The following is a 14197-nucleotide window of genomic DNA, read 5'->3' as shown; positions in this document are numbered from 1 at the left end:
CCGACAAGCTCAACTTAATTCTGGTCAATCCAGCCAAATTCGACCAATCCCACTCTTACCTAAAGAAATCAAGTTTCAGATCCAGTAATTCAGGTTCAAATAGATAAAAAAACCAGCTCAATTTCTCAAGCTGGTCTTTTTGGTGAGTGCCTGTCCCTAAGTACCGACCGATACCTCTATTAACTGAAGAATTCAGGTTCCAGATCCAGAAAATCCGCTTCAAATATATGAAAAAACCAGCTCAATTTCTCAAGCTGGCTTTTCTAAGATGTGTGTGTCCTTTAGTAGTTGGGACTCAGGCTAAAACCGGCTCTGGAGTAGTTCCTTTCCATCAATCCCACACTTGCAGATTCTGTCTGCCACCGACAAGCTCAACTTAATTCTGGTCAATCCAGCCAAATTCGACCAATCCCACTCTTACCTAAAGAAATCAAGATTTAGGTCCAGTAATTCAGGTTCAAATAGATAAAAAAACCAGCTCGATTTTTCAAGCTGGTCTTTCTGTTGGGTGCCTGTCCCTTAGTACTTCTCGCTTTCGTTTCAAATCTGTCAATACCATCCAAATTCATGGAACAACTCACTGAACCGACATTTTCTGGCTCCAGCTACACAATATTCGATTCATTTGATAGTAAAGACCAGCTCGATTCCGCAAGCTGGCCTTTTTGGTGAGTGCCTGTCCTTTAGTTTTTTCTTAGTTTTTTTTTATATATGTCCCTTAGTATTAATTCTTTAGTTTCTTTAGTTTCTTTGTTCAATTAATACCATATCACCGCGAGAATAAAACATTATAGCTTGCCCAGGAACAGATTCAGACATAATAATTGGAGCATCATCTTCAATTGTTAAGAATTGATCCCATTCTTTCCAGAATACCTTCCAATCCGTATAAAAAATGAGACTTCTTGAAAGGATGAAGAAAACCTTACTTCTATCGAACCAACACACAGATTTTTTTAATTTCTTTGAAACAGAATCATACCTCTCAGAATTATATTCATCAATCCATTCACCAATAAACTTAAAAGAACCTTTATTAATCCAGCTCTCACCACCCAACTCAAAAAAGTGATCTTTCTCAGATCCTATCATTAATGTCCATACTTTATCTGCCTCTTTTTCAGACAAAAGAAATACTTTCTCACAAATCAAATTATCATCAAAATATTCCTTAAAATCAGTCTCTGATACTTTTAGAGAGGATTCATAATTAATTCGGGTCATTATAAAAAATATGTCCTGAGGATCGGCCGTCTTTCCATTTTATATGTTGCAAATCATTTCCTACAGCTAATTCTTCAACATTTTGATCATTATGAGCTTCATATCCTTTATTATATCGATCCTTTCTTGCTGTATATTCCTTTCTTCGATCCATATTGCCTCTTGACTCTTGTAAAAGTTTCTTGGCGTCAGTAGCAGTTGGAACTCTATAATTCGATTTTGATTTTCCTTGACTAGCAATAGCTTGAACAGCTTCGTCCCACTCTTTTGTTCCTGGATAGATGGTTTTCAAAGTTTTAGACTTGTTTTCAACAACAGCAACAATAACTGCCATAGCAGCTTCTTTGTAATGCCCTTGAATCAACTCTTTCCCTCCTTCAATTAGTCCCGTCACGATATCAACAACTCCAGCCAGACCAACAACCATCTCACCATTCACAAGCCCATTGGTCGCAACATCAATTTGTCTTGCTGCTTCTGCACCAGTACCATCAACCAGGTGCTCTTTAGGGTTGTCGATAATTTCTCCAAATCCTGAGAAAAATACACCGAATTTATAACCTAGTGTATTATGTTTTTTAAATTGTTGTTTCAAAAACTCTGGATCTTTAAAGTCTCCTTCGACACCGCTCTTGAATTTGCCTAATTCAGAATTATCACCATTTTCCTTTGAATTTGAATCAGTACCAGTTTCCCCATTATCCAATGAAACCCTTTTCAACCACCATTCTCTAGAGCCTGGCAAGGGACCTCCTGGCACACCATCATCCCAAGGACAATCTGCACCCACACATTTCTTCAAATACCCAGTCGGATCCACCCCACTCAAAGGATTATTCTGAATATATGAGTAAGGATTAATCGCCTGAGACGTAGTACCTTGTATGAATGGATCAACGCTCATAAACCTGCCATTATTAAAATCATACATTCGGCCATTCATATGTATCAGCTCGAAAGAATCCACGTGTTCATGCCCAGTGAACCCACGTTTGGTGATGTCGATGGCATAACTGTCATCCTGATCAAAATCCAACGCCGGGTCGTTCATGGGGAGCCAGTCGCCGCCATTTCTGGGTTTACCAAATGCGTCATAACTCTTTTCTGCCACCACGCCGCCTTGGGGATGGTTGTCAAAAATCAAGGTGGTTGAGCCCAGGCGGTCTTTGAGCAGGTAATGGTGCTCGAATTGGTTGATGCCAGTGCGCAAAGTGACTGACAAGTGACCGCCAATTTGTAATTTCAGTTGTCGGTTGAACAGGGTTTTGAGGTCAATCAGTTCTTCAAATTCAGGCATGCCATACAAAGTCAACTCTTCTTTGTCTTCGGCATCGTTGGCGTCTTTGGAAAACTCGTATTTGAAGTAACGGGCATTGTCCAGGCCATAGCGGTAATGCACTTCATTGTCGATGCCATTGTTGGATTTCAAGGCAAACGTCATCAAATTATTGGCATCAAATTCATAGGTGGCTATGGGTGTGCCGCCAACGACTCCCAAATAGTCATGAATGCGATTTCCTTTGAGGTCGTATTCATGATAGATGTCACCATTGGCAGTCCCCAGTGATGCATAAATGGCATTGGGTCCGGCATTTACCGTGGCATCGTGATACCTCTGATCCAATGAATAATCCGACTTCACCGTCAAATTGCCCAAACCATTGGTGCTGTATTCATAGTTAACCGCATCGATTTGAGCAAAACCATCCATGATATATGAGTCATCCAATCGTTGCAGTTTGTCGTAATTGAAGTACTCGGTGCTGATGTGCTGTGTCTGTTTGCTCAATGACTGGCGCTTGATGTTGCCCCAAGCGTCATAGGCATAATCAAAGTTTTGATGACCACTGTGGTGATCAATTTGTTGCACGGCTCCAGTACTTTCATGGTAAGCAAACTCACTGACCACGCCACCGCCCAGAACCTGCAGCTCATTGCGGCCCCAAGCATCGAACTCAATAATTTCCATCAAAGATTCCGTGGTCGGATTGCGCGTTTGTCTGTACAAGTCACCAAACACGGTGTAGTCATTGACCACTGCATAGAAGGGTGCATCCGGGTCATCTTGGATCAGCCCTGAACGGTGATAGCTGGTTTGATTGATCAGGTTATAAGTCTGATGGTAGTCATGCTTCACGGTGTACACCGGATCAGCCATGGTCAATGGCGTGATGGATTGATCTATGGGTTGGGTCAATTCCGCCCGCTGTTCCACCAGGCGACCAAACGAGTCATAAAGGTATGACTTGGTTTGATCCAAGGTGAAACTGTTGCCTTCGGCCCGTGAAGAAGCCCTGGTTTGCCCACACAAGGCCAACAAGCTGCCACAGGTGCTGCCGTCCTGCAAAGTCTCATAAAGGAAACTGTCGACATAAGCCAATGTGCCTTCACTGGGTACCAGACTGTTGGGAACATTCCAATACTGTTGGCGCAAGCGTCCCAAATCATCGTAATACATGTGATTGGCCACGCCGTCGGCAGCTTGTAGTAAATCTTGTTCAACAATCACTTCACCAAATGCATTGTACTGGAATGTTTTGGTGCCCATGTTGGGGTCGACGACCTGATTTTTGCGACCCAGTGAGTCAAATGTGGTGACAATGTCGTTGTCATCGGCATCCCTGATCACCCTTGGATTTCCGGCGGCATCATACCAATAGCTGGTGGTGTGGTTATTGGCATCCACGGTTTGGCGCAGTTGTCCATTGGCATCGTAACTGCGGTGCATGTCCAGCAGGGTGTGGTTGGTGTGATCTGCTTGATTGGCGCAATTGCCCTGAACTTGAGCGCTGACATCGGTTTGACCACGGAAGGTTTCATAACTGGTGTAGCGCCAGCAGTTGGCATCGCCAGAACTGTCCACATCACCGACCCGCATCAAACGTTCGGTCAACTGACCACGCTCGGTGTGGTTGTTGAAGGTGAAATACAGCTCACTGAACTGACTGCCATCCACAGTGAATGGATGGGTGGTCAGTTCGGTTTGACCCAATGGGTTGACCAGGTTCAACACGTAGGTGCTGCCACCGATGCTGCTTGGAAAGCCAGCGGCATGATGGGTTTGGGTTAACACCGCTTGGCCATTCTGATCCAACCAGGTGGTGACCATGGGAGCCCCTTTCTTGAAGGTTTGGGTCTGGTACATCAATTTGGGCACCCGATACCTGTAATGGGTTGGGCCATTCTCTGTGTAGAAAGTCGTATAGAAATAACCATTGCTGTCATAGACGTTGAATGGGTTGGGCACATTTTGATTCTGGATATTGGTCATGAGACCGTTCAGCAAACTTTCTTGGGTGCTGCAGTGCCTGATCGGATCACCATTCACATCCCTGCTGTAGCAGTTTTTCCAACGGGTTTGAGCCGGAATGTCCAGCTGACTACCACCGGCATCAGTGGTGGTTTGTTTTTTCAACAAACCAAACACGTCATACTCATTGCTGGTGACCACACCATTGGCATCGGTGCTGGTCAGCACTTGACCGGTTTTCGGATCATAGGTCATCTGACTGGCCAGCTCCAAACCATCGATGAGTTGTTTGATTTTGGTGGGGAAATAGCCATCGTGGTGGGTCACATCGTATTCGGTCTGGGTGACGCGGTGACTGACATTCGTGGGATCATCGGTGGTGGGGTTCCAACCAGATTGGATCAACTCAGTGATGCGGCCATGGTTATCGTAAAAGAAACTGTTTTTCACCACATCATCTCGGTCCAAAGCGGCGCCACAGTTTTGATAGTTACTGGCCAACAAACCTTGTCCCAAGGTGTACTGACACTGCAGCTTGCGGTCAGCCAACCAATTGAACACCGTGGTGGTGGTTTTGCTGTCATAAACGCCGTCAGCCAAATCACCGGTGTCTGAGGTTTTTTTCAATACCACTTGACTGTCGATGAGTTTATCGACCCACCAGGTCGATTCATCGTTGTTGTAGTTGTTGCGGGTTTCCACCTCGTTGACAGTGGTTTGAATCCCGTTAATACCAGTCTCATGATGCACCACTTGGGTGTATTGGGTGGTGGTTTCTTGGGCACACAAAATGTTGCCGTAATCGTCGATGCTGTCGACTCCTACCTGACAGTAATTTCGTTTTTCCTGCAGGGCACTCAATAAGCCATTGACTTCATCGTATTGATTTTCTGCAAAACTCCGGGTGATTTGTAAGCGCATGGGGTAGTGATACACCCCGTGATTGATCCAATTGCTCTCATTATCCTGCGACCAGTTGTATTTGGTGGTTTGGATCAAGGGCCGATCTTGGTCACTGAAGTATTGGTAAGACTTGACCGTGTCGAGTTTACCCGCTCGAGGAAACAGCTGGTGGAAGGTGGACACACTGAGAGTTTGGCCCAAGCCGGTGCTCAGACCCAGTTCTCTGCTGTGATTGGGTTCGGTCAAGACCGAAATCTTGCGGAAGCCTTGGAAGCCTCGGCCTTCGTTGTTGTAGACTGCATCTTCATAACTGTAGTGTGTGCTGTCAGTTACTGCGTATGATTCAGAGAACAAGCCACCTTCAACCAAACCCGTGGATTGGCGCATTTCTGCCACCACATACATGGAAGAGTTGAAATAAAAGTAAGATTGGATGGCTTCCAAATTACCATCAATGTAACCGTCACCACAGGTGCCAGGGTTGCTGTCACAACCATCGGCCCGCTCTGAGGTTGTGTACAAGGGAAAGTCATCTCGCCCTGGCAAGTCTGCTGAGATCGGTGTATAAATCCACTCAAACTGCTGCCCGGTGTTGGGCTTGGTGATGGCTGTGACCATGTCGGCCATGGGGTTGGTGTCTTTGATTTGGATTGATAAACCATCAGGACCTTCCAATTGGGCTTCTGAATAGCCGAATTGGCTGTTGGGGCCCAACACAGTGGTGTCCAGTATGCTGTTGTCACAACCAATCAACTCAACCCCTTCTGGTTCTCGCATACACCCCATGGGGCTGTGGAAGTCGGTCACACCATCACCGGTCAAATCACCGGGCCCACCCCAAAACAGGGTGCTGTAAAATTCGGTTTTGTCGGTTTCCTCAACGACCAATTCATTGCTGTTTTTTAAGCGGAAAGTCAACGCCGAGTAACCATACACACCCCGATCCCACAAGGCATTATAACCACCGGCTTCGTCATACATGTCGACTTCAGTGAGGCCGTTGGATACTTTTGAGCACATCAAATTGCCTGAAGTGTCCCCATAGGAAGGCGACGCGCTGAATTCTGGTTGAACATCGGGTGGGTTGACACATGACCCGGCCAAACAACTGGCACCGCCGGTTCCAAAGAACCAACTTTGGTTGGTCACAATCAATTCTATGTTCCGATTATTGACAAAGGGGTGTAAGGCACTGTGCTCCAGGGCATTGAGCATCAAGCGGTCAGTGGCCTGGATACAAGTGTCGTCATCGACGTCACACATTTCATTGCTGGGCGAGCGGTTTGATGAACTGGGGATGGTCATACAGCGGTTGAACAGCAATTGATCGTGGTCTGGATACAACAAATCCGCCACCCCATCGAAATTGATGTCACCTTGTTTCACCCCGGAACGGAACACCGGATTACACAAGCGGGCCAGTTTTTTGTACTCGGGATGATTGGTATAAGAATCCAAAGTGGAACACACATTGCCTTGTGGCAAGAAGTATGAATCGTAGGTCCCGCTGTTGCCCACTCCGGGGGTGGCCAAAGCAGAATCGATGGATGAACTTTCAAACAAATTACCCACAAACTCATTGTCGCTGGTATCGATGGGGGCACCCTGATTCAGCCGCACTTTCCAGGTTCTGATGACATCGTCATCAATGGTAAGTACATCTTGGACTTCACCACGGATACCGCGATCAAAATACAGCAGGTCTTTCAATCCATCGCCGTTGACGTCTTGAAAGTTGAAACTATTTGGTCCGAAAGCCGAACTGCTGGGGTCACTGGCTGCTTGACATGGTGTGGCCTGCAAAGCACCTTTTTTCCAGCACATGAAATTACTCAGGCCCATTTCGATGAATGATTTGGCCACCGGTGGCGTGGGTGGGTTGGTCAATTCTGTGGTGAAGTAAACGCGCTCATTGGCCACTTCTGGGATCATCGGTGCATTGGGGTCACTGCTGGGCAGGCCAAAGTTACTGATGCGCTTGACATGGACATCCAACATGCCATCGCCATTGAAGTCTTCGATGAACTCAATTTTGTCGTACACATGGGTGCGGATGCCACCAGGCTCATCTTCGCGTTCAAATTTCGGTTCCATATCACCGATCAACTCTTCTGGGTCTGCAAAACTGAGGTTGAAGTTGAATACAGGGCTTAAACTGTTGGGGTTTTCACCACCACCTGTATCTACAGTCCAGTTTGAGGTGTTTTTGAAGTAAATCAGTTTGTTTTTGACATTCCATCGATCACCTCGACTCATTGGGTTGCCTGCGGGATCAGTCCGCAACTGCACAAGAATCAGCAAATCGTCTTTGCCGTCCTGGTCATAGTCGCGGATGTAATACTCAGAGGCCAATGGATCGACTTTCATTTTGCTCAAGTCATAGATGCCCCAATCAAAATCATCATCAAGATTCACAACGCCGTTTCCATCGGTATCAAACAAGCCATTATCCAAAGTGAGATTGATTGGGTTCGATATGAAATAATCAAAAAATGAATTGGACGATCCATTCATCACGTCTTGATCGTTTTTGAGTTGATGAAAGAAAAACTGGAAGGTCTGGGCCTCATAGTCCATTTCCATGGTGATCAAGTCATTGACCCCGTCGCTGTTGATGTCGCCTGCTCCAAACTTATTGGCATATTTGAAATCGGCGTTGTCGATGTTATGAAATGCCTTTCTGACTTGTCCTAAAGCGTCAATAAACACCAGCCCAGATGCTGGAGACTGTTTGGGGTTTTTGGGTCCATATGTCAGGTCCTTGATGCCATCGCCATTGAAATCCAGACTGAGTTCCAGATTGGTGAGGTTTTCGGGTGTTGGGGTAATTTCAATTTCCAGTTTAATCCCTTCCATCAGGTCTTGATAGCTCAAAGCGGACCCGTTGGTCACCCAGTCATCATTGGACCAGGTGGCTTCGAATAAAGTGCGTGGGTTGGCACCCACCACCGATTCGGTCACACTGTTTAACAGGATTTCCTGACTGGCAATTGACACGTCGTAATTCAAATCATAGGTGCGCACCAATGAAGTGTCCACCCAGGTGCGGATTTGGTCCAGTTTGCGGGTGCTTTCACTGAATTCGCCCGCTCGGTATCCATTTGAATAGGCACTGGTGCCGTTGACTGATCGATCACCGGTGACAAATTCGACACGTCGGTTGCCCAGGGTATCACCCTCGCCCGTGTAATGAATCTCAGTCAACAACCATTCATGGGAGCCAAATTCTTGGTAGCTGTAAATGATGGAGTTGTTGTATGGGTCTTGTTCCTTCACCAACTGCCAGCTGCTTTGTTGACTGCCATGTTGTTCGTAGGTATTGGTGCGGCCTGATTTGGTTTTCACTTTAAATCCATTGGCCCCCTCTGGCGTGATCCGAGCAAATGAGTCCATCTCTGTGCGGTATTCTGCGGTTGATGACCAGTAGGCGTTGTCGGAGCTGGTATCTCCAATGTCGATGTATGGATTGCCGTTTTGTCTGACCAATACCAGGCGTTGTCCATCCAAACACAAGCGGTCTTTGTTGGAAAAATCCACGGCATGGAATTGGCCATCTTGGGCAATGGTTTTTCCACAGCGGTAAATGGCTGAGCCTGCTGAAACTGACCAACCAATGCCCATCAAGCCATTGCCGCCCTTGGATGAATAGTTGATCGACAAAGCAGGTTGCATGCCATTGCGACCCGGCGGTATGGTCAAGGGCAATTCATAAGTGGCTGCGCCGCCAGATACACCGCCTGACCCGGGTAATGGGCCAGAACCTGGTTCATGAGTCATTTCGCCGGGATAGGTACCAGCCAGCTCGGCATTCAATGTGGCAAATTGAGGGTCAGGTGTTTGGATTTGTTCTCGATCACAATCGCCCGGGATTTGACAACCGATGACTGTTAAAGGTTTGTATTGCGCGATGATCTCAGTCTCTTCGGTAGACTCGTATTGTGGCTTGTGCAATTCGAAACTGTAGGTTCCAGGTGTTTTGAAATGACACTCTAAGGTTTGTTCATAAGCCATATCCGAAGGCACTGCTCCTCCACAATAAATGTCATCGGAATTGATCAAATGAATGAGGTCTACCATACCATTGGTTGAATTGGCTGGGTCAACGGCATCCAATTGCACTTTGGGCTTCAAGTTCAAGAATTCATCACTGGTGTACCAAGTCAACAACACATCACATGGCCCTACGGAATTTTCATCACAAGTATCAACTGAAATGTCATCTACGTAGACAATGTCATAAAAGATGCCATGTAGGTTGGCCCGTTTGTTCAGATCAATCATGGAGTTTTCATCAGAACCATACAGTGAGTTGTTACCTTGCTCATCAACGGTTTTGATGAGCCTGGTATAACTACCAAGCGGGGTGCTGGTGGCCAAATTGGTATGAATTTTGACCCAGGCATTGGCCCGTTGATGGGGATCAATGTAGTTTTCCTCATCCTGTATGAAATCAAACTCAAAAGCTCGACCAAATTGGCCCACGTATTCTCTTTGTACCTCAAAAATCCACTCATTATGGGGTTGGATCAGGGGGTTGAAGCCCTGTTTAAAGGTAAATAGGGTGCTGGTTTGGGAAAAGCTTTCGGGCTCAAACTGATCAAAATAGGTGGCTGGTGGAATGGGTGACGGGTTGATCGGAGGGTTGACATCCTCATGATCAAAATGTTGATTACAAGCAGAATCTTCCTCAATTTCATCCTGCGGACAGGACTGAGAATAAGCCCAAATGGGATTGCCGGCTTGATCAAAAAAAGCAAACAATTCATTTTCCAGACCGCCTTGAATCCAAGACAAGAGACTCACTTCTGCACTGGAAATGGGTTCTGCAGGGTTTTCACCATACTGCCACAAACCTGAATAATGGTCATTGTCATTGTGTGGACTGAATCGATCCGTATCCAACATATCAAGGGCAAGGTCATTGATTTCAAGCCTCAGCATGGATGGGTTTAGCGTGTCGCGTTCATAAGGCCAGACATTTTCTGAGGTCCCCTCATCAGAAAACAGGCCATGGCTGTAATCCAAATCCAACACCAATGTGGCATGCTTGTTATCATTGCCTAACTCCAACTGGACATTACCGGTGTCAATTTCATTGATCACTGCGCCTTGTTTTTGGTGAAAATAGAGGTTGCCTTGATAATAAACACTGTTGCTGCCTTCAACTTTTTGGCTCAAACGGGCTTCATACCATGCAGGCGTCCAAATTTTTTCCTCTTTCAAATAGCGGAAAGAAAACCAGTAGCCCACCAAGTCATAAGCTTTTCCGTATCGGCCATCTTTGGCTGTTTGGCTGAGGCCATTGACCCAAAAAAAGTGCCAACCGGTGCCGCCCAAACCGGGATGCCAGAACGCGCCTGGGCTCAAAGCGCCTGGGCCTTGTGGGATTGGGGTGAATGTGGTTCCTGAGTCTGGTTCTTCCGTTTCACACATGTCACATTGAATGGATTCTGCTTCACCACAGCCCACGCCATTGATACAGGCTTTGACTTCAAACCTTCCCAGGGTTGAAGTATGGGTTGAGTCGTACCCCTCAAAAAACAAGGAGTCACATGCACCCAAAGAAGTCCACTTACTGGCATTATCCTCATCCAAACTGCTGGCATCAACCTTGAACTCTTGGTATGTGCGGGTGACGGTTTGCCATTGCACTTCCTCTCCGATTTTTTGTAATTCAACATCATTCGATTGACATGTGGGTACATTCTGTCCATAAGAGCCAGCCACTGATTCGACCAGAAAGTAGTCGGGTTTGGCTGATGTGGGATCCAATTGCCATTTGAGCTGAGAGGATTGGCTCAACTGACCTGGAGGACACCCCCTGTGATCCAAGCACTCAGTTTCCGCCGTGGATTCTAATTGTATGGGAGCTGGCAAGCTGTTTGCATTGATGTCAGTTCTGGCCAACAACAATGAGTGACCATTGGCTGCATTTGGCGGGGAGGCTTGAATACTTGAGCAAACTTCTTCTCCTGATACTTTGCGACATGACTCCAAGGTGTAATCATAATATCCCCAGGCAAATCGACTGAGCTTCAAAGTGCCATCGATTTTGTGTGTGTTGAAAGTCAACAAACTGCCTTGGGTGGGGGGGTGCCCATCGGAAATGTCCCACGATTCAATGCTTTTGGGTTGCTTTTCAGTGATCTTGATGTATTCAACCAATTCAATGTCAGCAGCTGAAGCACTGCCAAAATCCCAATTCAGAATGATTTCATCGACGCCATTGGTGGTCGCGGTGACGTTTTGCACATGGGCTATGGTTGGATCTGCTATCACGGGCTCTTCAATGATGATGGATTCATAGTGAGAACAGCCCATGTCGTCACTACAAGCCCGAACTTTGAATGCCGTTCCCATCACATTGTTGCGAGCAAGGTCAATCGTTATCCAAGGGGATTGATTGAACAGAACAGTGGCCACCAAATATGAACCATCCGCTTGCGGAAATGATGACAAAACTTCAAAGTAATCTGGATAGGCATTCACATTTGGCGGTAACTCATAATCAAATGAAATGTTGAAATACTCGTTATTGACCGACCATTGTTGATTCAAATCGTGGGGTGTCCTCAAGCCCTGGTCAAATGCTGCTGAGTCAACTTTGTTGTAGCCACAATTGTCACCAATACACGCCTGAACAAAATACTCATCAGCCTCCAGACTGTGTTCTTGCACATGTGTTGGGATGTTGCCTTGGGCGTCGTACAGCTGGGTGTGTTGATCGATCAGGGCACCATTTTTGTGGGCTTGGATCAGGTAGTGGGTGACGCCCCAGCGGTCGTAGTCATGGCTGCTGTTGGGTTGCCAGGTGATGTAGCGGCGGGCGCTGGGGATGTCTTCATAGACGGCCAGTTCTTGCACCCTGTTGGGGCGGCATTGGGTGGCGGCGGTCAATTCGGCGGCTTGGTTGATGATTGGGCATGCCGGGGCGTTGGCCACAGAACCATCAGGCATGGTGACCTGGATGCCGGTCATGTCGGTCAGGGGTGTGGCCTGGTTGTCGATGGTCTCATAATAATTGTGACACTCGACTTGATCGGAGTTGAGGAAACTGGTTTCCAAAGGGCGGTAGCTAGTGGCCGTGGTTGGCTGGATGTTTTTCAGCTCGGTGTTACTGGCCAAATTGAGGAACTGGATGGGTCGGGCCGGTTTCAACTTGGTCATTTGACTTTGTTGGATGGTCAAGGCACAAAAACCGGTGAAGTTCTCGATGTTTTGGGTGCCTGCCAGCGGCGCTCCAGACAGGTCCAGGTTGTGCAAATTGGTGACCCCGGACAGCAGGTCTATGTCGGTGGCGGCACTGTTGCGGGCACTGATGGTTTTGATTTCTCGATCAGACAGAGAGCTGAGCAAGGCGTCATTGACGGTGGGCTGACCCGCCGCTTCGTTGTCATCCAAAATCAATGAGTCAAAGGCATTGCTGATCACCGCTGGCGGCAAGGTGCCACCGGTGTTGCCAGTGATTTGGTTCAGACTCAGGTCCAGGAAATCAACGGCATCGGGCACTTCCGGGATGGCAGTCAAAGCCATGTTGGTCATGACCAGGGTTTCCAGGCTGTCAAAATGATTTTTTTGTTGTTCCAGGGCCGTGATGTCAAGCTGTGGATTCTGGCTGATGTTCAGGTATTCGAGCAAGACCAATTGCCCCAGGCCATTGATGTCGGTGACCGACGGGTTGTTGGTGATGTTTAGGGTGCTCAAGCCGGTCAGTAAATTGAGGTCATCGATGTCATCTTGGGTCATGCCACCACCGATGCAATCCACCAAATAGATGTCACTGAGGTAGGTGTTGTCAGTGGCTTTGACTTTTTGGCCATTGACCTGGGCATAACCATCGGCAATGATGCAGGCATACAAAGCGCCGTTCTGATCCAAGCCAGCCACGGTGGTGGGGTCTGGCCCGCCGATGACGCCCCCTTCACCCCCAGCCCACATGCTGCCTGAACTGGATGATTTCAGGCCAATCCCGGCTTTTTGAGCCGATTCGTTGTCACCCGTGGTTTGGTAAACAGCCCTGACTTGGACGGTGTATTGGCCGGCTTCCATGCGGCGCAGTTTGAGTTTTTGGTGTTTTCTGGGTTTGCCGTTGTTTTTGAATTTGGCTTTGACTTTGTACTTCTCAAAGGTTTGCCCGTCTTTGGACAAACTGATGCGGTAGTTTTTGAGCTTCAGGTTGGAACCATCGGGCAAGGCCTCAGGGCGCTTCCATTTGATGATCAGGTTTTGCGTGAATTGGCCCTCGTTTTGTTTGCCTTTGATTTTGACATTGCGCGGCATCGGCAAAGCGGCATCACCGCCGGTTTGTTCGCAGTTGCCACTGCAGTTACCTTGGGCGGTCAATTCGCCGGACGCTCTGGGCTGGGTCTGATCCAATTTCCACAAGCGGATTCTGGACTCGACCTCCGCTGCATCCAGGTAGCCCAACTCGGTCATCACCTGGGTGGTGATTTGGCTTTTGATGGCTTCGGGGACCACGATTTCATCAGCCTGGGTGATGAATGTGCTGAAAACCAATGTGATGATGAGGGAATAAATCAATCCGGTGCGGTGTGACATTGTGTGCTCCATGTAGGGTTCCTTGTTTACTATTTTTAATGTGGTATTTTGGCTTTTGTGTTTCTCAAATCTTGCGAAACCAAAGGCTTCATAACAGAAAACACCATCCGGCTTCAGACCTTGTCAAAAAAAATGAGATTTTTTATTTCCATGCTGATTCCATGCCATGATTGGGTCAGTGCCAAGTGAGAAGGCGGGCTCAGTCATGTGGTCCCAATGCTACCGATTCAGGCAGACAATGCAAGCTTTTGTGCATGTTTT

At 47.3% G+C, this 14197-nt stretch carries 2 protein-coding genes; both read right to left on the bottom strand.

Annotation, left to right across the window (positions count from 1 at the left end):
• Nucleotides 1–741: 741 nt before the first annotated feature.
• Nucleotides 742–1224, bottom strand: coding sequence for a DUF2947 family protein (locus K7G70_RS02430; protein ID WP_223787002.1), 483 nt, complete (start codon nucleotides 1222–1224; stop codon nucleotides 742–744).
• A complete protein-coding gene (locus tag K7G70_RS02425; protein WP_223787001.1) occupies nucleotides 1211–13936 on the bottom strand; it encodes an RHS repeat-associated core domain-containing protein in 12726 nt (4241 codons plus the stop codon). Before K7G70_RS02425 ends, K7G70_RS02430 begins: the two co-directional genes overlap by 14 nt.
• Nucleotides 13937–14197: the final 261 nt, after the last annotated feature.

The sequence above is a fragment of the Marinicella meishanensis genome (assembly GCF_019931145.1).
Classification (GTDB): Bacteria; Pseudomonadota; Gammaproteobacteria; order Xanthomonadales; family Marinicellaceae; genus Marinicella; species Marinicella meishanensis.
The sequence above is the reverse complement of the archived record's forward strand: the minus strand, read 5'-3'. Positions and strand labels throughout refer to the sequence as shown.

Bases quoted from the DNA above. Each gene is read 5' to 3' on its own strand.
- K7G70_RS02430 (WP_223787002.1), bottom strand. From the start codon at position 1,224: ATGACCCGAATTAATTATGAATCCTCTCTAAAAGTATCAGAGACTGAT.
- K7G70_RS02425 (WP_223787001.1), bottom strand. From the start codon at position 13,936: ATGTCACACCGCACCGGATTGATTTATTCCCTCATCATCACATTGGTT.